The sequence below is a fragment of the Flavobacterium fragile genome, assembly GCF_023634865.1.
GTDB classification, from domain to species: Bacteria; Bacteroidota; Bacteroidia; order Flavobacteriales; family Flavobacteriaceae; genus Flavobacterium; species Flavobacterium fragile.
In genome coordinates, this window is sequence record NZ_JAMLJN010000004.1 from 202,339 (window position 1) to 220,482 (window position 18,144).

An 18,144-nucleotide genomic window follows, 5' to 3' on the forward strand; every position below is an offset into this window, starting at 1 on the left:
TGTGCCAAACAATTATTAGTAATTAAATAACAAAAAACAAGAAATCCTGAATAAATCAGGATTTCTTAACATATTTTATTAAAAATGTAATTATTTAATACTTGGTATCATAACCATTTCGTTTGTATCAGCTTGATAATCTACACCTGCAAATCCAAAACCGAATAAATTTAGAAAATCTTGTTTGTATCCGGCTAAATCACCTAATTCTACTAAAGTTTCAGTAGTAGATTCTCCCCATAATTTAGCAATTTTTTCTTGTACATCGGTTCTCATTTCCCAATCATCAATACGGATCCTTCCTTTATCATCTGTTGGGACAACATGACCAGCATACAATCTTTCTGAAAATAAACGTTGAATTTGCTCGATACAGCCTTCGTGAATACCTTCCGCTTTCATGATTTTATATAATAATGAAATATACAATGGAATTACCGGAATTGCCGAACTTGCTTGGGTTACTAAAGCTTTATTCACAGAAACATAGGCTTTACCTTTTATATCAGCTAATTTATCTGTAATTTCAAAAGCAGTAGCTTCTAAATGATCTTTCGCTCTACCAATGGTACCTTTTCTGTAAACTGCTTCTGTAACTTCTGGTCCAATGTAAGAATAGGCAACGGTTGTTGCTCCTTCTGCTAACACTCCTGCTCCTTTTAATGCATCCATCCACATAGACCAATCTTCTCCGCCCATTACCACAACTGTATTGGCAATATCTTCTTCGTTGGCTGGCTCTATCGAAACACTTGTTACGTTACCCGTGTGAAAATCAACTGTTTTATTAGTAAAAGTTGATCCAATAGGTTTTAAAGTAGAACGATGTAAAACTCCAGTTACAGGATGTTGACGTACTGGAGAAGCCAAACTGTAAACAACTAAATCTACCTGACCTAAATCTGCTTTAATCATGTCGATAGTTTGTTGTTTCACTTCATTTGAAAAGGCATCCCCGTTGATGCTTTTTGCATATAAACCTGCTTTATTAGCTTCTACTTCAAAAGCAGCTGAATTGTACCAACCAGGAGACGCTGTTTTTCCTTCTGCGGGTGCTTTTTCAAAAAACACACCAATAGTAGCTGCATCAGAACCAAAAGCACTTGTAATTCTTGAAGCCAAACCAAAACCTGTTGAAGCACCAATAACTAAAACGCGCTTAGGTCCATTGATTTTTCCTTTTGATTTTACGTATTCAATTTGATTTTTTACATTTTGCTCGCAACCTTTTGGATGAGCTGTCAAACAAATAAATCCTCGCATTCTTGGTTCAATAATCATCTTAATTTTATTTTAATTGGTTTGTTGTTTTTTTATCTAAAAAACAAATGTACTTTAAATTATTAATTCAACAAAGCTTTTGCATGTTGTAAAGCTGATTCCGTAATGTCTTTACCTGAAAGCATTTCAGCTATTTGTTGGATTCTTTCTTCTGTAGTTAAAAGATTTAATTCTGAAATTGTAGTTTCGCCCAGATTACGTTTCGAAACCTTGTAATGAGAATTTCCTTTGGCTGCAATTTGAGGTAAATGTGTAATGGCAAATACTTGCATAGTCTTACTCATTTCTTTCATGATCTCCCCCATTTTTATTGCAATTTCTCCTGAAACCCCAGTATCAATCTCATCAAAAATTATAGTAGGAAGTTTTGAATAATTTGCCAAAATTGCTTTTATAGCCAACATAATTCGAGACATTTCTCCACCCGATGCTACTTTCTTTAGCAAGCCAAAACTAGTTCCTTTATTAGCTGAGAATAATAATACTACTTCGTCTTTACCTTTAACACCATAAGAATCAGAGTGATTAATTTCAATTTGAAAATTAGCTTCTAGCATTCCCAGCTGAGCCAAAATTGTTCTGATTTTTTCTATCAGAATTGGAGCCGCTTTCTTTCTATTTTCAAAAATCGAATAGGCAATTTCATCAACCTTTTTTTGTTTCACCTTCAAGTCAGATGCTAATTTATTGATTGCTCCATCCAAGTCATCAACACGAATTACTTTAGCATCTAATTCATTTTGAATAACTAATAATTCAGCTATAGTTTGTACTTGGTGTTTCTTTTGTAGTGTGTAGATCGTCTGTAGTTTGGTGTTGACCAATTCTAAACGTTCTGGATCGGCTACAATTTTATCATTACTTTGCTCACATTCTGAAATTATATCTTCAATTTCGAGTAAACTGCTTGACATGCGCTCTAATAACTGTGCATTAGAAATCGAAAAATTAGCCACTTTTTGTAATGCTAATTTAATTTCTTTCAAGTTTACAATTGCTCCTACTTGTTCTTCATTGGCAATGGCTAAAACTCGTTCAAAATTTTCTTTTATGAATTCTACATTACTCAATTGTTCCAATTCTTGTTCTAAAGTTTCTTGCTCGCCTTCTACTAAATTAGCTGCTAAAAGTTCGTTCAATAAAAAAGAATTGTATTCATGCTCTTTAACCAAAGTCTCTTTTTCTTCAATTAATTGCTTCAATTCTTTTTGAATTGATTTGAAGTCAGATAGCGCAATTTTATAAGAAGTAAGGAGTTCAACATTATTAGCAACCGCATCTAAAATTTCAATTTGATAATTTTCTTCGGTAAGTTCTCTAGTTTGATGCTGGGAATGAATATCAAGTAACATTGCCCCTAATTCCTGTAATTCTTGAAGATTTACAGGACTATCATTTACAAAAGCGCGCGATTTCCCTGAAGGTAAAATTTCCCTCCTGATAATGGTTTTATCTTCATAATCCATATCGTTATCTTCAAAAAAAGATTGAAGATTGTAATTAGAAATCGCAAATTGTGCTTCAATAATGCATTTTTGTTCTTTGTCTTTTAAAGAAGTTAAATCAGCTCTATTACCTAAAACCAATCCCAAAGCACCTAGAAGAATCGATTTTCCGGCACCCGTTTCCCCTGTAATAACAGAAAACTGATTGGAAAAATCAGTTTCAAGCGATTCTATTAACGCATAATTTTTTATGGATAGTGAAAGTAACATCAATAATGGATTAAAATGTAATTATTTAATTCTACTCCACTTTTGAGAGTTTAATGGAGATATTCTATTTAATGTTTCTACTAATTCTACAGTTTCAACTCTTGGACCCCCACTAAAAATCGCTACAATTTCATCTGCTTTGGCATCAAAAAAAGTTCTAGTAAGCAATGCATTAGGTCGAGAACGTTGAATTTCTGAAAGTGTTTTTATCGCAGTAATAATTCCTTCTTTACCTTTTTTAACATCATCAGCCATCACATCTAAACCAAGTCGGTGGTACTGATAAAGAGCTTGTCTAAAAGGATTAAAAGTACTTGAAAGTAAATCGGAAATCAAAAAGTTACGATTATTATTATTCCCTTCCGATTGGCTCCATCCTTTATAACCACTTGTTTGAGCTACATTCACTATAGTTGAAGCAATTTGAAGATGTTCAGTTCCACCTAATTCTGAAAAAGAATCCTGATCTAAACCAATAATTAAGTTAGCATAAAAAGCCAAGACGGAAACTAAATTTGAATTAAACGTATTTTGATCATAAATTAAATTTTCAAATTCTATAAACCTAAAGGTAAAATTTTTATCATTTATGTTTACAATTGGACTCATTAAAGTTGAATTGAAAACAGGTCGCGATGATTGAATTTGTAAAGTTGCTTCAAAATTATTGGAAGCATAAGATGTAACATTAATAAAAAAATTACACTCTATTTTCTCTGTTGGTAAATACTCTTTAGTAGTCCATTTCGTTGCATTTAAAAATTCTTTAACTTGAGTTTCTAAATTTTTAAATAATTGCGGATTCCCGTTCGTAACTTGTTGAAAATTAACAGACACAGTAGCATTTAATTCTTGAGATATCAAATTTACTGTTGAAAAGAAGAAAACCACTAATAGAAATATTTTACGCATTATAAAATTGAATTATTTTATTAATAATATCTTGAGCTACCTCTTCCTTCGATTTTAACTCTTTAGGTTCAATTGTAAAATCCTTTGAAATGAAAGTTACTTTATTGGTAGGTTGTCCAAAACCAGCTCCTTTATCATTTAGCGAATTTAAAACAATCAAATCTAAGTTTTTTTTCTGAATTTTTTGCTTTGCATGTTCAATTTCGTTTTCTGTCTCTAATGCAAAACCTATCAAAAACTGTTTCTTTTTAATGGCTCCCAAAGAAGCTAAGATATCTTTTGTTTTCTCTAATTCAATTGTAAACGTAACTTCGTTCTTTTTTATTTTCTGATTAGCTACATTTTTAGGACGATAATCGGCTACTGCTGCTGCTGCAATCGCAACATCTACATTATCATAATATTTATGACAAGCATTATACATTTCTTCAGCCGAAGTTACACGAACCAATTGAATCGAACTATTTTTTACATTTAAATGTGTTGGACCAGAAACCAAAATAACTTCTGCTCCTTTATTTGCAGCTTCGTTAGCAATATCAAATCCCATTTTTCCGGAAGAATGATTTCCGATAAATCGAACAGGATCAATAGCTTCGTAAGTAGGACCTGCAGTAATTAAAACTTTTTTACCTCTTAATGGTAATTTAGAGGCCAAATCATCTTCTAAAAAAGCAACTATATTTTCAGGTTCTGCCATTCTCCCTTCTCCTACCAAACCACTTGCTAACTCACCGCTTTCAGCTGGAATCATTATGTTTCCAAACATTTTTAGCTTGTGAAAACTATCCAAAGTAGATTGGTGTTTATACATATCCAAATCCATTGCTGGAGCAAAGTATACGGGACATTTAGCAGAAAGATAAGTAGCTATTAATAAGTTATCACAGTTTCCGTTAGCCATTTTAGCAAGTGTATTGGCTGTAGCGGGAGCTATCAACATAAAATCAGCCCACAAACCTAACTCTACGTGATTGTTCCATTCTCCATTACCTTCTTCCTCGTCATAAAACGTGGAATAAACAGGATTTTTAGAAAGTGTGGCTAAAGTTAGTGGCGTAACAAAATGCAAAGAAGCAGGCGACATTACAACTTGTACTTGTGCACCTGCTTTTATAAGTAATCTAACCAAGTTGGCTGTTTTATAAGCAGCTATACCACCAGATATACCTAGCAAGATTTTTTTACCGCTTAAAACAGACATATTGATTATTTTGCGTCTCTGTAATAAATTTTACCTTCTTCCCACTCCTGAACTGCTAACGCATGTGGTTTTGGTAATTTTTCATAGAATTTTGAAACTTCTATTTGCTCTTTGTTTTCAAAAATTTCTTCTAAACTATCATTATAGGTAGCAAACTCTTCTAATTTTTCAATCAATTCTTTTTTAATCTCAGTATTGATTTGATTAGCGCGTTTTGCCATAATAGTAATCGCTTCATAAATGTTTCCGGTAGGCTCTTCTAATTTACTTTTGTTATAAGTAATAGTGTTTACAGGAGCATTTGTTTTCTTTAAATCCATGATTTACTTTTATTTAGTATATTTTTGTAATTCTAACTCTAATTCTGCTAACATGTCGTCAGCTTTCTCTTTAAACTCAGTTTGACTATTATGCTTAATCAAGTTTTGATAAGTTGACTTAGCATAAATTAAGCGTTCAAGCTTTTTAGATTCAACACTATTAACCGCCAATTTATAGGCTGAATCAAAACGATAATAGAGTGCTTGCTCTTTAAAAGGTGTACCAGGATAATCTGCTATAAAATTTTCAAGCGCTTTTAAGGCACCTTTGTAATCGGAAATTGTATTATATTGTTTCGCTATTTCAAATGCTTTTTTCTCTAATTTTTCCCTTAATTCTTTCACATAGGCATTAGCTTGTGGTAAAAATTGCGAATCAGGATACATATCAATAAAACGTTGCATTTTATCTAACGCTTTCTCAGTGTCGGTTTGATCTAAACTGTAAGAAGGAGATAGCTTATAAAAACTTTCAGCAGCATAAAAGGCAACTTCTTCTCTCTTCTCACTTTTTGGATATGTAGCCACAAAATTTTCTAACTGATAACCCGCCAAATAATATTGTTTAGTCTTGTACAAAGACATAGAATAAAAGTAAAACATACGTTCAGCACTAGGTTTTCCTTTATATGCCGGTACAATTTGCTCGTACAATCTTATTGCTTTCATGTACTTCCCAGCTTCATACATTTTATTTGCTGCCTCGTTTTTTACCGCAACATCCTCTGATTTTAATGCTTTTTGATATTCACTACAAGACATCAAAAAAAGGGCAATAAAAAGAAAACTAACTACTTTGTTCATTTATTTAAATTTATTCTTTTTTAAAACTCAATAAATTGTACTTCTAAAAAAGCAAATGCAAATTTAGACATAATTTATTTACTACAAAAATCTTTTTTAGCTCAGTTTTCTTGTGAAATTATGCAATCTACTTGCTAAATCTTCATTTACATTAACTAATGGTAGTCTTACCGTATTTTCTGATAAACCTAGCGCTTTAAAAACCTCCTTAATTCCGGCAGGATTTCCTTGCTCGAAAATCATATCAATACTATCTGCCAACAAATAATGCAATTTGTAAGCTTCGTCCACTTTTCTTTGCAAACCTAAACGTACCATTTGCGAGAATTCTTTTGGAAAACCTTCTCCAATTACAGAAATTACTCCTGCTCCACCTGCTAAAACCATAGGTAATGTAATCATATCATCACCAGAAATTACCAAAAATCCTTCAGGTTTGTTTTGAATTAACTTCATTGCTTGTACAATATCTCCTGCAGCTTCTTTAATTCCTATTACATTTTTAAAATCTTTTGCAATACGCATCACAGTTGACGGCAACATATTACTTGCAGTTCTTCCAGGAACATTGTAGAGAATAACCGGAATTGATGATGCTTCGGCTACCGCCTTAAAGTGCTGGTAAATCCCTTCTTGTGTAGGTTTGTTGTAATATGGCGACACCGATAAAATAGCTGAAAAATGTGAAAAATCTCTCGACTTCAACTCCTCAACTACTTCACTTGTATTATTTCCTCCTACCCCTAAAACCAATGGGAGTCTTCCTCCATTTGCCTTGATGATTGTACTGATTACTAATTCTTTTTCTGTTTTGTTTAGAGTTGCAGTTTCAGCTGTAGTTCCTAAAACTACTAAATACTCAACACCACCTTCAATTACATAATTAACAATTCGAGTTAAAGCTTCAACATCAACCGAAAAATCTTTTTTAAATGGAGTTACTAAAGCAACACCCGTACCAATAAATGATTGCATTTTTTATATTTTATTTAAAATTTTCAAATATTTAAACATCTCTAATACAAACTCATTGAAATTTTCAATTGTTGATTTTATAATTAGATGATTTAGTCTCTTATCTACTGTATCAAATCCTACTTTAAACTTTGCTTTAGAGACGGTCGTCAATAACATAGGACCACTTTTATTTACATCGTAATAATTAATCAATAAATCAAATGAAGTTGATAAAAAATTATTCACTTCTTTATTTTTTATTTCGCCTGAATAAGAAATGTCTTTTAAGGTTAAAAAAGGTTCTTGAACAACCTCTTTTTTACTAATTTTATCTTTGTAAACCAATACAAAAATATTATGATTATCAATACCTTGAGAAACAATTCGTTCAACTAATTGGCCAGTTTCAGAAAAATATGACTCGTCTACAATTATCCCAACTATAATAATTTGACCATTTGAACCATTAGAATCACAAAATGATAATCTTTTATTAACATTTTTTTTAAGAAAAAAATTCTTTAGGATATTATAAAACATAGTATTTTTACTTGCTAAACAAAATTAAAAAAATAAATTACTCTTGTGATGGTAAATTTAAAAAAGAAAATCTTATCATTTGGTTTTTTTGTTATATTATTAACATTAAACTTAACAATATCTTGCAAATCAAAACCTTACTATCAAACTATTAAAATAGAAGGTAAAAAAATTGCAATCACTAATGAAAAAGGAGAAAATGAGGCCGTTTCGAATTATGTTAAGCCTTATAACGAAAAAATCAATAACGATCTAAATAGCGTTTTAGCTTATTGTGAAGTTACTCAGGACAAAAGTAATGGAAAATGGCAAACTAACATTGGTAATTTATTAGCTCAAGTTACTTTCGAGATGGGAAATCCAATTTTTAATAAAAGGGAAAATAAAAATATAGATGTTTGCTTACTGAATCATGGAGGCATAAGAGCTATAATTCCTAAAGGAAACGTAACTACTAGAACAGCTTTTGAAGTGATGCCATTTGAAAATAGTTTAATTGTTGTAGGGTTAACTGGTAAAGAAATAAAAGATTTAGCAGAATTTGTTATCAAAGAAAAAAGACCTCATCCACTGTATGGCATTACAATTTTCATTAACAAAGAGAATAATGAAATTAAGAAAATAGCAATCAACAACTCACCTGTAGTTGAAGACAAAATTTATTATGTAGCAACTTCTGATTATCTGGCTAATGGCGGAGACAACATGTCTTTTTTCAAAGACAGTAAAATTAAATATGACTTAGACTATAAATTAAGAAATATCCTTATCGATTACTTTAAAAAAGTAGACACCATCCCTAATATCGAAACAGAAAGAATAATTCCTGAATAATACTTAAACTTATGAAAAGAAGAGATTTTATACAAAAAACAGCTGCAAGTTCGGCTTTATTAGGTTTAACAGGAGTAAGTCTAAGTAGTTTTTCAACCGTTACAACCAAAAAAATCACCATTTTACATACTAACGACGTTCATAGTCATATCGATCCATTTCCAGTAGATCATCCAAGAAATCCAAATATGGGTGGCGCTGCAAGAAGAGCTGCTATTATTGAAAATATTAGAAAAGAAGAAAAAAATGTGATTTTACTAGATGCAGGGGATATTTTTCAAGGCACTCCTTATTTTAATTATTATGGAGGTGAATTGGAGTTCAAATTAATGAGTATGATGCAATATGATGTTGCGACTATGGGAAATCATGACTTTGACAATGGAATTGATGGATTTTACGCCCAATTACCGCATGCAAAATTTGATTTCGTATCCGCTAATTATGACTTCAAGAATACAATCTTAAATGATATCGTGAAACCTTATAAAATCATTATTAAAGATGGAATAAAAATTGGGATATTTGGATTGGGAGTTGAACTTGAAGGATTAGTTGATAAAAGACTTTACAAAGAAACGGTATACAATAATCCTGTCGAAGTAGCGCAAGACATGTCTAGAATTTTGAAAGAAAACAAAAAATGTGATGTAGTTATTTGTTTGTCTCACTTGGGTTTTAAATATAAAAATGAACCAGACAAGCCAAGTGATATAGTAATAGCACAAAAAACTAAAAATATCGATTTAATCATTGGTGGTCACACTCATACTTTTTTAGATAAACCTGTCATTGAAAAAAACATCGAGGGAAAAGATGTTTTGATTAACCAAGTAGGTTGTTTTGGAATTAATTTAGGCCGAATCGACTTATATTTATCAGATGATAAAGTGTATCAGAATACCAGTCGAAATATAATTGTTTAAAACAGATATCATCTGTAGCTAATTCTAAATTTACTACAGATGACATATTTCTTTTATTCAGCAATCATTTCTTTAAAAATCAATTCTGTTAAAATAGGAATTTTTAATTGATTTGCTTTTTCTAGTTTTGATGGTCCCATATTATCACCAGCAATTACATAATCTGTTTTTGAAGAGATAGAACTTCCTACTTTTCCACCATTATCTTCAATAGCTTTTTTTAGTTCATCCCTCGAAAAAAGTTCAAAAACTCCTGATACTACAAAGGTTTTACCTTTTAACTTTTCAGAAACTAAAGCAGCTTCTTCTCCTGATTCTAATTGAACACCATATTGTTTAAGACGTTCGATAATTTTAATATTTTCTTGATTTTCAAAGAATTGAACGACGCTTTGTGCAATTTTATCTCCAATTTCATCTACCAAAATTAAATCCATGATACTTGCCTGAGCAATTGCATCTATTGATTTATAATGTTTGGCTAACTTCTTAGCGACAGTTTCCCCTACATATCGTATTCCTAAAGCATATAAAACTCGTTCAAAAGGGACAGATTTCGATTTTTCAATGCCTTTGATTAAATTCTCTGCTGATTTTTCCGCCATTCGCTCTAAAGGAATGATTTGTTCTTTTTTTAATTCATACAAATCCGCATAATTGGAAACTAAACCTGCATTGTACAATAATGTAACCGTTTCACCACCCAGACCATCAATATCCATAGCTTTTCTGGTAATAAAATGCTGAATTCTTCCAATAATCTGTGGTGGACAACCATAGAAGTTTGGACAAAAATGATTTGCTTCGCCTTCATTTCTTACTAATTCTGTTTCACATTCTGGACAATGCGTGATGTATTTTGTTGGTTCAGGTTGATTTCCTCTTTTAGCAACAGCAATAATCTTTGGAATAATTTCCCCTCCTTTTTCTACAAAAACTTCATCACCAATTCGGATATCTAATTTTTCAATTTGGTCAGCATTGTGTAACGAAGCTCGTTTTACTATCGTTCCAGCTAATTGAACCGGTTCTAAATTTGCAACAGGCGTAATCGCACCTGTTCGCCCTACTTGATACGAAATCGAATTTAATTTCGTAGTGACTTGTTCGGCTTTAAACTTATACGCCATTGCCCAACGTGGAGATTTTGCCGTAAACCCTAATTCCTCTTGATGTTGTAAATTATTGACTTTAATAACAACTCCATCGGTTTCATAAGGCAAATCGTGACGGTGTTTGTCCCAATAGTTAATGTACTCTAAAACTTCGTTTAGATTTTTTGCCAATTTAGATTGTGATGGCACTTTAAAACCCCAATCTCTTGCTTTTTGTAAGCCTTCAAATTGGGTTTTAAATGGTAAATTATTTCCAATTACAAAGTACAACAAACAATCTAAGGGACGTTTGGCAACTTCGGCACTGTCTTGTAATTTTAAACTTCCTGAGGCAGTATTTCTTGGATTAGAATAAGGCGTTTCACCAATTTCAATTAATTCTTGATTCATTTTTTCAAATCCAGCAAACGGTAGAATGATTTCTCCACGAATGTCAAATTTTTCAGGAAAATCGCCTTTTAAATGAATAGGAACTGCTTTAATCGTTTTGATATTATTGGTTACATCATCACCTTGAAATCCATCACCACGCGTTACTGCACGCACTAAACGACCCTTTTCATAGCTAATACTGATTGATGCACCATCGTATTTTAATTCACAAGTATATTCTAAAGAAACATCACCTAAAACCTTTTGAATTCGGGTTTCCCAATCTTGTAAATCTTCGGTAGAATAGGAATTATCCAGCGAATACATGCGATATTCGTGCTTCACCGTTTCAAAATTCTTTGTAATCATTCCACCTACTCTTTGAGTTGGCGAATTTTCATCGAAATATTCAGGATGTAGCGCTTCTAAATCTTGTAATTGTTTTAGCTTTTGATCAAATTCAAAATCAGAAATAGTAGGATTATCTAAAACATAATAGTTGTAATTATGTTGATTTAATTCTTCTCTTAAACTTTTAATAGTATCTAAAACGCTCATAAATTAAGGATTGATTAAGCTTTCTAATTTGGTAAATAATTCTCCTTTACTGATAATTCCGCCTTGTTTAATAATATCAAACAAAGATTCATTTCGATTGGATGAAATATCTTTTCTTCCGCGAGTAATTTCTACATCATCAGAAAACAAATTTTCAGACAACCAGTGAATTCCTTCAGCAGAAACGAAGTCAATTTCTGGATTATTAGTTTTAATCACAAATGAATACACAACATCATTTAAACATTTGAAAAGAAAAATATAGTTTTTTGAAAAATGATCTATATGAGTTACGTTTGTTAATGCTTTTTCCCAAATCAAATCTGAAAAAACATCAATTTCTTGCTCAGCCACATGAGGACGATTTTTTTTAATATCATCCCACTCGATTTTATCTATAGATTGTGTAGCTAAAAAATTTATAAATTCGGGATGTAATTCTTCTAATTGTTCTTTAGTTAATCTTGCGTATTTCATAAAGTAAAGATAAAAAAAAAGCTCCGAAATAATCGGAGCTAATTTGTATTTTTAGAAAAATTAAGCTTTCTCACCAACAATTTCGTATGGTAATTCTACAATAACTTCTCTGTGTAATCTTACAGTTGCAGTGTATTTTCCAACACGCTTAACCACACCACTAGTGATGAATTTTTTGTCAATTGAATGTCCATTAGCTTCTAAAGCTTCCACGATGTTAGCGCTAGTTACTGAACCAAACAATTTATCACCACCTGCTTTAGCAGTAATTTTAATATCTAAAGCTTTTAAAGCTTCAGCTAAAGCTTTTGCATCAGCTACAAGTTTAGCTTCTTTGTGTGCTTTTTGCTTTAAATTTTCAGCTAAAACTTTTTTAGCAGAAGGAGTAGCTAAAATCGCTAAACCTTGTGGGATTAAATAATTACGACCGTATCCGTTTTTCACAGTTACCACATCGTCTTTAAAACCTAAATTTTGAACGTCTTGTTTTAAGATAAGTTCCATGTTGTTGTCCTTTTTAGTAGAAGTTAGCCCGCTTGATGCGAGGCAACAACTATTGTGTTAATTATTATTTTAATAAATCGGCCACGTATGGCATTAAAGCTAAGTGACGAGCTCTTTTAACAGCTACAGAAACTTTTCTTTGGTATTTTAATGAAGTACCTGTTAAACGTCTTGGTAAAATTTTACCTTGCTCATTAACAAATTTCAATAAAAAATCTGCGTCTTTATAATCGATATATTTAATACCTGATTTTTTGAAACGACAATATTTTTTTGTTTTATTAGTATCAATATTTAAAGGAGTAAGATATCTGATATCTCCTTCTTTTTTACCTTTTGCAGATTGCTCTAAAGTAGACATAATTAGTTAGTTTTAGATTTTAATTTAGCTCTTCTTCTTTCAGCCCATGCCACAGCGTGTTTATCTAAAGACACAGTTAAGAAACGCATAACGCGCTCATCACGACGGAATTCAGTTTCAAACGCAATGATAATTTCAGCTGGTGCTTTGAACTCGAATAAATGGTAAAATCCACTTTTCTTGTGTTGAATTTCGTAAGCTAATTTTTTTAAGCCCCAATCTTCTTTCGATACCATCTCAGCCCCTTTAGAAGTAAGAAAATCTTCAAACTTGCTTACTGTTTCCTTTACCTGTTGTTCAGATAAAACGGGATTCAAGATGAAAACAGTTTCATAATGATTCATAATAAATGTATTTATTGTTATAAAATTGGGTGCAAAAATAATACTTTTATTTAATATAACAACTACAATACTATTTAATTTTTACTCAAAAAACTTGTATAGTTGTAATAATTGTACTATTTTTATGGTACTACAAAAAAATATAAGCCCATGAAATTGAATTGTATAGTTGTCGATGATAGTTCCATTCAAAGAATAACGATCACAAAATTAGTTAACGAATCAACTTTTTTAAATTTAGTAGGAGATTTTGCTAATGCTCTTGAAGCGAAGAATTTCATCAACAACAACACTATTAATCTTATCTTTCTTGATATCGAAATGCCATTAATTAATGGCTTTGACTTGCTTGATGGATTAAAAACTAAACCTCAAATAATTTTCATCACTTCAAAAGCTGACTATGCTGTTAAAGCTTTTGATTATGAAGCAACTGATTTTCTTCACAAACCTATCTCTAGAGAGCGATTTAACAAAGCGGTCAAAAAAGCGTGCGAACTTCATGCTTTACGTTATGAAAACATAGAAGATCAAGGGGAAAGCATAGTAATTAAAAGCAATTTAAAAAAACTTAAAATTTATATTTCTAAAATTAAATGGATAGAAGCTTTTGGAGATTACATTAAGGTTATAACTGATGATGATAGCCATCTAGTGCTCTCAACAATGAAAGCATTTCAAAACGAATTACCAGAGAAGAAATTCATTCGAGTTCATAAATCTTTCATTGTAAATCTGAATAGAATTGAAAAATTCAACAGTAAATTTGCTGAAATAGGAAATACTAAAATTCCATTAAGTAGAAATAAAAAAGACGAAATTGCTAAAGCTATTAAAGAAATTTAATACACATCAACATCTACTTTTACCTTAATAGAACGATATTGCGAAATAGCTTCAAAACTCATAAGCGCTCTCGCAATATTTTTTTTGGTATTTCCCAAATGCTTATTGATTGGAATTTTAACCATAATAGTTCGAATGTATTCATTTCGAATTCTATTAATTGCTGGCTCTTCTGGACCCAAAACAGGCATGTCTAAATTTTGAGATAACACATTATATAACCACATCGAACCTTCTTTCAATTTATCAAAATCGCGATGCTTCATTGTAAGTTTTATTAACCTAAAGAAAGGCGGATATTTAAAGTTCTGACGTTCATAAATTTGCTCTTTATACATTCCTGCATAATCATTTCCCAAAACTTGTTGGATAGTATTGTGATAGGGATTATATGTTTGAATAACTACCTTTCCTTTTTTCTCTGAACGTCCTGCCCTACCCGAAACTTGCATCATCATTTGATACGCTCTTTCATAAGCACGGAAATTTGGTTGATTCAATAAATTATCGGCATTTAAAATCCCAACTAAAGTTACATTATCAAAATCTAAACCTTTGGCTAACATTTGCGTTCCAACCAAAACATCAATTTCTCTATTTTTAAAAGAATCAATAATTTTCTCAAAACCAAATTTTCCTCGAGTCGTATCTTGATCCATTCTTCCGATATTTTTTTCTGGAAAAAGGGTTTTCAATTCCATTTCAATTTGTTCGGTTCCGAAACCTTTAGTAGTTAAATCGACCGATTGACAACTATGACAATGAGTAGGATTCGCAATCGAATGTCCACAATAATGACAACGCAATTGATTTTTGAATTTGTAATACGTCAAACTTACATCACAACTTGGGCAATGAGGCACATGACCACACGTCATACATTCCACATAAGGCGAAAATCCTCTACGGTTTTGAAATAAAATAACTTGTTCGCCTTTCGATAACGTTTCCGTAATTTCCTCCAATAATTCATCAGAAAAATGTCCCGACATTTTCTTTCTGAAATATTTGTCTTTTAAATCGACGAGCTGAATTTCGGGTAACACTACATTTCCGTAGCGCACTTTCAATTCTGTTAAACCGTACTTTTTTGACTGCACATTATAATACGTTTCCAAAGATGGAGTCGCACTTCCCAAAACTACTTTTGCTCCGTGTTGCTTTGCTAAAACGATTGCCGCGTCACGTGCATGGTATCTTGGCGCTGGATCGTGCTGTTTGAAAGTTTGTTCGTGTTCTTCATCTACAATAATACATCCTAAATTGGAAAACGGAAGAAACAAAGCACTTCGAACTCCAATAACTACTTTAGCTTTTGGCGAATTTTCTAAAACTTGATTCCAAACTTCTATTCGTTCGTTATTAGTATATTTTGAATGGAAAACAGCAACTTCATTTCCGAAATAAGCTGTTAATCGTTGTACTAATTGAGTGGTTAAAGCGATTTCTGGCAATAGAAACAAAACTTGCTTTCCTTCTTTAATATATTGTTCTAAAAGTTTGATGTAAATTTCGGTTTTACCAGAAGCGGTAACTCCGTGTAATAAATTTACATCAAACGATTTGAAATTTTCTTGAATGCTCTCAAAAGCTACTTGTTGGGCTTCACTTAATGTAAATTGACTATCATCTTCTTTGTCGAAAGCAACTCTATCTTGGACGATGTAATATTCTTCGAAAATTGTTTTATCAACTAAAGATTTTACAATTGCTGCAGAACTTCCCGAAGTTTCAATTAGTTTTTTTACTGAAATAGGTGCTTTTTCACGAGCTTGTAATTGGAAATAATGTAGAACCAATTCGCGTTGCTTTTTGGCTTTGGATAACATTTCTAATAATTCGGCTAATCTTTCTTGTTGTAGAAATTCTTCTTGCAATCTGATATAACGAACTAACTTCGGTTTGTATTGTTCCGAAATTTCTTCTTGCAAGACCAAAGCGCCTTTCGCCAATAATCGATTAATGATTGGGAAAACTGTTTTCTTTCCTAAAATCTTAATCACCTCTTGAACTGTAATCGAAGATTGACTTTTTAAAGCTTCTAAAATTAGATATTCATCATCTTTAAGTTCATCAGTATCGATTTCAGTATTTTCTTTAGCTGAAATAATGGTTTCACTTTCCAATATATAACCAGAAGGCAATGCACTTCGAAAAACCTCGCCTAACGAACACATATAATAAGACGCAATCCATTTCCAATGTTCGATTTGATGTAAATTTACCACTGGCTTTTCATCTAAAATTTGATGAATTTCTTTGGCTTCGTATAGTTGGGGTGGTGTATTAGTTTTACCGAGAACTAAAGCTGTATAAATCTTTGTTTTACCAAACGGTACCGCCACTCGCATTCCAATTTGAATGTAGTGATATTCTGCTTCTGAAACCTGATATGTAAAAGTTTTAGAAACCGCTAATGGTAAAACAACTTCGATAAAATACAGCATAGAACAAATATAGTTTTAAAAAAGAAAATAGAAAAAAGAGAATAGAAAAAAGATAAATTCTTCAACAAAAAAAAGCGTCCTCAATTGAGAACGCTTAATTTTTATATTTAATTGGAATTACTTTCCTAACATATCGTCTTTTAAACCTTTATCAGCTGGTTTGTCGCATAACCAAATACCGAACATCGCTTTTTTGAAATCATGCCCTTCAATGCTTCCTTTTTTAGTTCCGTTTTTGTAAACTACAACTCCTTCGTTTGGAACATTCATAATGATGAAAACATCGCCTTTTTTAATTTCCTCTTTGAAGAAACTTTTAAATTTATCAATTTTAGCTTTTAATGGAGCGGTTTTCTTTCCTGTAGAATTCTCAAAACCTTCGTTAATAGCTGAAATCATTTTATCAGAAGTAATCAAACCTGAAACGATATTCAATTTAATGGCAGCTCCTTCTTTGCTATTCATGATTTCGTTAGCATTAGCACTCTTTTTTTCCAAATACAAAGCACCAACATACATATCCATAAACATTTTAACACGAGTACCAGCTCCATTTAAAACTAAAGATTGACCTTCTAAATTTAACTTCGCATCAACTTTAACTCCCGAAACTGTTTTTTGTGCATTTACTGTAAACACAGTTGCAATCAACATTAAAAATGTAATCACTTGTTTTCTCATAATCTAATTTTTTAAGTTTGGTTAAATATATAAATTTTTTCTTTTCAATTTTGAAATTGTTGCATTTAATTCGAAACCTAGTAACAAAACCATGCAGTTTATCCAAATATAGAACATCAATACAAGAAGTGTACCAATTGATCCATAAAGTTCATTGTACTTTGCAAATTTAGTTACGTATATTCCGAAAACATACGATGACAGGATTATTAAAATGGTTGTAAAAACCGCTCCATAACTAATAAATGCCATACTTGACGTTTCTTTTGTAGCAAACTTATAAAGGATAGAAGTTGTAATTAGAATCATCAAAAGAATGAATCCGTATCGACTCCATTCAATTAATGCGATATCCGTTACTTCTCCAAAAAGATTAATTTTTTGAATCATTACTTCAGCAACTACAATCGCAGCAACTGTTATCAATAAAATCATCGACAACACTAAAGAAATAGCTAATGAAATAAAATATTGTCTAAAAAAACCTCTCGTTATTGTAATGTGTGCCGACATTTCAAATCCGCCTAAAATGGCATTAATTCCGTTCGCCATTAACAATATAGACAAAATAAAACCCGAGGAAAGTAACCCTTGATGACTGGTTTCCATAATATCGCGCAAGATAGCTTCAATTGCTTCGTAAGTATTAGGTGGAACTCCTTCTTCTACAAACTCTAAAAAATCAGCTTGAAAATTTTCTAATGGAATAAAAGGAATTAAATTTAGGATAAACAGCGCAAATGGGAACAAAGCCATAAAGAAACTAAACGCAATAGCACTCGCTCTATAAGAGAAAGCACCTTTGAAAATTCCTAAAACATAAAGTTCTAAAATATCATATAAGGATAATCCTTGCAATCTTTTTAGCTTTATTGCCTTGGTTATAGCAACTAATTGTTTTACAATCGGAATTTTATTGAGTTTATTTTCTATTTCTTCAGACATA

19 protein-coding genes are annotated in these 18,144 nt (G+C 31.6%); 3 read left to right on the top strand and 16 right to left on the bottom strand.

Annotated elements, in window-relative coordinates; genetic code table 11:
• Positions 1–90: 90 nt before the first annotated feature.
• The 8 genes from fabV to NAT47_RS06795 all read right to left on the bottom strand — a co-directional run bounded on the left by fabV (position 91) and on the right by NAT47_RS06795 (position 7,733).
• Entirely contained in the window at positions 91–1,281 is a 1,191-nt protein-coding gene (gene fabV / locus NAT47_RS06760; RefSeq protein ID WP_250581584.1) for an enoyl-ACP reductase FabV, read from the bottom strand.
• A 62-nt stretch (positions 1,282–1,343) separates the two neighbouring features.
• Positions 1,344–2,996, bottom strand: a complete 1,653-nt coding sequence (recN, locus tag NAT47_RS06765) for a DNA repair protein RecN (RefSeq protein WP_250581585.1) — start codon at positions 2,994–2,996, stop codon at positions 1,344–1,346.
• Positions 2,997–3,017: 21 nt separating this feature from the next.
• Positions 3,018–3,908, bottom strand: a complete 891-nt coding sequence (porD, locus tag NAT47_RS06770; RefSeq protein ID WP_250581586.1) for a type IX secretion system protein PorD — start codon at positions 3,906–3,908, stop codon at positions 3,018–3,020.
• Positions 3,901–5,112 (bottom strand): bifunctional phosphopantothenoylcysteine decarboxylase/phosphopantothenate--cysteine ligase CoaBC, encoded by a 1,212-nt coding sequence (gene coaBC / locus NAT47_RS06775; protein WP_250581587.1) that lies wholly within the window; start codon positions 5,110–5,112, stop codon positions 3,901–3,903. The genes porD and coaBC overlap by 8 nt, the downstream gene beginning before the upstream one ends.
• A 5-nt stretch (positions 5,113–5,117) precedes the next feature.
• On the bottom strand, positions 5,118–5,432 hold the full coding sequence (locus NAT47_RS06780) for a DNA-directed RNA polymerase subunit omega (RefSeq protein ID WP_111565628.1): 315 nt from the start codon (positions 5,430–5,432) through the stop codon (positions 5,118–5,120).
• Positions 5,433–5,441: 9 nt separating this feature from the next.
• Positions 5,442–6,236: an outer membrane protein assembly factor BamD gene (locus tag NAT47_RS06785; protein WP_250581588.1), complete on the bottom strand. Its 795-nt coding sequence runs from the start codon at positions 6,234–6,236 to the stop codon at positions 5,442–5,444.
• Positions 6,237–6,332: 96 nt separating this feature from the next.
• On the bottom strand, positions 6,333–7,211 hold the full coding sequence (gene dapA, locus NAT47_RS06790) for a 4-hydroxy-tetrahydrodipicolinate synthase (RefSeq protein ID WP_250581589.1): 879 nt from the start codon (positions 7,209–7,211) through the stop codon (positions 6,333–6,335).
• A gap of 3 nt (positions 7,212–7,214) precedes the next feature.
• The gene (locus NAT47_RS06795) at positions 7,215–7,733 is read right to left on the bottom strand and encodes a DUF6913 domain-containing protein (protein ID WP_250581590.1); all 519 of its coding nucleotides are present in this window, start codon (positions 7,731–7,733) and stop codon (positions 7,215–7,217) included.
• A gap of 48 nt (positions 7,734–7,781) precedes the next feature.
• Between NAT47_RS06795 and NAT47_RS06800 the strand changes: the two genes are divergently transcribed.
• Complete coding sequence (locus NAT47_RS06800; protein WP_250581591.1) at positions 7,782–8,567, top strand: 5'-nucleotidase C-terminal domain-containing protein; 786 nt, start codon at positions 7,782–7,784, stop codon at positions 8,565–8,567.
• 11 nt (positions 8,568–8,578) lie between these two features.
• Positions 8,579–9,493 carry a metallophosphatase gene (locus NAT47_RS06805; RefSeq protein ID WP_250581592.1) on the top strand — a complete coding sequence of 305 codons (915 nt, stop codon included), beginning with the start codon at positions 8,579–8,581 and terminating at the stop codon, positions 9,491–9,493.
• Positions 9,494–9,546: 53 nt separating this feature from the next.
• Here NAT47_RS06805 and ligA read toward each other — a convergent pair whose 3' ends face one another.
• The 5 genes from ligA to rpsF all read right to left on the bottom strand — a co-directional run bounded on the left by ligA (position 9,547) and on the right by rpsF (position 13,224).
• The gene (gene ligA, locus NAT47_RS06810; protein ID WP_250581593.1) at positions 9,547–11,538 is read right to left on the bottom strand and encodes an NAD-dependent DNA ligase LigA; all 1,992 of its coding nucleotides are present in this window, start codon (positions 11,536–11,538) and stop codon (positions 9,547–9,549) included.
• Between the two features lie 3 nt (positions 11,539–11,541).
• Positions 11,542–12,015, bottom strand: a complete 474-nt coding sequence (locus NAT47_RS06815) for a DUF6495 family protein (RefSeq protein ID WP_250581594.1) — start codon at positions 12,013–12,015, stop codon at positions 11,542–11,544.
• A 60-nt stretch (positions 12,016–12,075) separates the two neighbouring features.
• On the bottom strand, positions 12,076–12,519 hold the full coding sequence (gene rplI / locus NAT47_RS06820; protein ID WP_250581595.1) for a 50S ribosomal protein L9: 444 nt from the start codon (positions 12,517–12,519) through the stop codon (positions 12,076–12,078).
• Between the two features lie 64 nt (positions 12,520–12,583).
• Entirely contained in the window at positions 12,584–12,880 is a 297-nt protein-coding gene (rpsR, locus tag NAT47_RS06825; protein ID WP_250581596.1) for a 30S ribosomal protein S18, read from the bottom strand.
• A gap of 2 nt (positions 12,881–12,882) precedes the next feature.
• Entirely contained in the window at positions 12,883–13,224 is a 342-nt protein-coding gene (rpsF, locus tag NAT47_RS06830; protein ID WP_250581597.1) for a 30S ribosomal protein S6, read from the bottom strand.
• Between the two features lie 150 nt (positions 13,225–13,374).
• On the opposite strand from rpsF, the gene NAT47_RS06835 reads away from it, so the two are divergent.
• A complete protein-coding gene (locus NAT47_RS06835; RefSeq protein WP_250581598.1) occupies positions 13,375–14,070 on the top strand; it encodes a LytR/AlgR family response regulator transcription factor in 696 nt (231 codons plus the stop codon).
• Here NAT47_RS06835 and priA read toward each other — a convergent pair.
• The 3 genes from priA to NAT47_RS06850 all read right to left on the bottom strand — a co-directional run bounded on the left by priA (position 14,067) and on the right by NAT47_RS06850 (position 18,143).
• Positions 14,067–16,517 (bottom strand): replication restart helicase PriA, encoded by a 2,451-nt coding sequence (priA, locus tag NAT47_RS06840; protein ID WP_250581599.1) that lies wholly within the window; start codon positions 16,515–16,517, stop codon positions 14,067–14,069. The two genes, NAT47_RS06835 and priA, sit on opposite strands and share 4 nt — an antisense overlap.
• A 117-nt stretch (positions 16,518–16,634) precedes the next feature.
• Positions 16,635–17,198: a chalcone isomerase family protein gene (locus NAT47_RS06845; protein ID WP_250581605.1), complete on the bottom strand. Its 564-nt coding sequence runs from the start codon at positions 17,196–17,198 to the stop codon at positions 16,635–16,637.
• A 21-nt stretch (positions 17,199–17,219) separates the two neighbouring features.
• On the bottom strand, positions 17,220–18,143 hold the full coding sequence (locus NAT47_RS06850; protein WP_250581607.1) for a YihY/virulence factor BrkB family protein: 924 nt from the start codon (positions 18,141–18,143) through the stop codon (positions 17,220–17,222).
• Position 18,144 lies beyond the last annotated feature (1 nt).

Excerpts from the sequence above, each read along its gene's own strand:
- fabV (WP_250581584.1), bottom strand. The coding sequence starts at position 1,281 with ATGATTATTGAACCAAGAATGCGAGGATTTATTTGTTTGACAGCTCAT.
- recN (WP_250581585.1), bottom strand. The coding sequence starts at position 2,996 with ATGTTACTTTCACTATCCATAAAAAATTATGCGTTAATAGAATCGCTT.
- porD (WP_250581586.1), bottom strand. The coding sequence starts at position 3,908 with ATGCGTAAAATATTTCTATTAGTGGTTTTCTTCTTTTCAACAGTAAAT.
- coaBC (WP_250581587.1), bottom strand. The coding sequence starts at position 5,112 with ATGTCTGTTTTAAGCGGTAAAAAAATCTTGCTAGGTATATCTGGTGGT.
- NAT47_RS06780 (WP_111565628.1), bottom strand. The coding sequence starts at position 5,432 with ATGGATTTAAAGAAAACAAATGCTCCTGTAAACACTATTACTTATAAC.
- NAT47_RS06785 (WP_250581588.1), bottom strand. The coding sequence starts at position 6,236 with ATGAACAAAGTAGTTAGTTTTCTTTTTATTGCCCTTTTTTTGATGTCT.
- dapA (WP_250581589.1), bottom strand. The coding sequence starts at position 7,211 with ATGCAATCATTTATTGGTACGGGTGTTGCTTTAGTAACTCCATTTAAA.
- NAT47_RS06795 (WP_250581590.1), bottom strand. The coding sequence starts at position 7,733 with ATGTTTTATAATATCCTAAAGAATTTTTTTCTTAAAAAAAATGTTAAT.
- NAT47_RS06800 (WP_250581591.1), top strand. The coding sequence starts at position 7,782 with ATGGTAAATTTAAAAAAGAAAATCTTATCATTTGGTTTTTTTGTTATA.
- NAT47_RS06805 (WP_250581592.1), top strand. The coding sequence starts at position 8,579 with ATGAAAAGAAGAGATTTTATACAAAAAACAGCTGCAAGTTCGGCTTTA.
- ligA (WP_250581593.1), bottom strand. The coding sequence starts at position 11,538 with ATGAGCGTTTTAGATACTATTAAAAGTTTAAGAGAAGAATTAAATCAA.
- NAT47_RS06815 (WP_250581594.1), bottom strand. The coding sequence starts at position 12,015 with ATGAAATACGCAAGATTAACTAAAGAACAATTAGAAGAATTACATCCC.
- rplI (WP_250581595.1), bottom strand. The coding sequence starts at position 12,519 with ATGGAACTTATCTTAAAACAAGACGTTCAAAATTTAGGTTTTAAAGAC.
- rpsR (WP_250581596.1), bottom strand. The coding sequence starts at position 12,880 with ATGTCTACTTTAGAGCAATCTGCAAAAGGTAAAAAAGAAGGAGATATC.
- rpsF (WP_250581597.1), bottom strand. The coding sequence starts at position 13,224 with ATGAATCATTATGAAACTGTTTTCATCTTGAATCCCGTTTTATCTGAA.
- NAT47_RS06835 (WP_250581598.1), top strand. The coding sequence starts at position 13,375 with ATGAAATTGAATTGTATAGTTGTCGATGATAGTTCCATTCAAAGAATA.
- priA (WP_250581599.1), bottom strand. The coding sequence starts at position 16,517 with ATGCTGTATTTTATCGAAGTTGTTTTACCATTAGCGGTTTCTAAAACT.
- NAT47_RS06845 (WP_250581605.1), bottom strand. The coding sequence starts at position 17,198 with ATGAGAAAACAAGTGATTACATTTTTAATGTTGATTGCAACTGTGTTT.
- NAT47_RS06850 (WP_250581607.1), bottom strand. The coding sequence starts at position 18,143 with ATGTCTGAAGAAATAGAAAATAAACTCAATAAAATTCCGATTGTAAAA.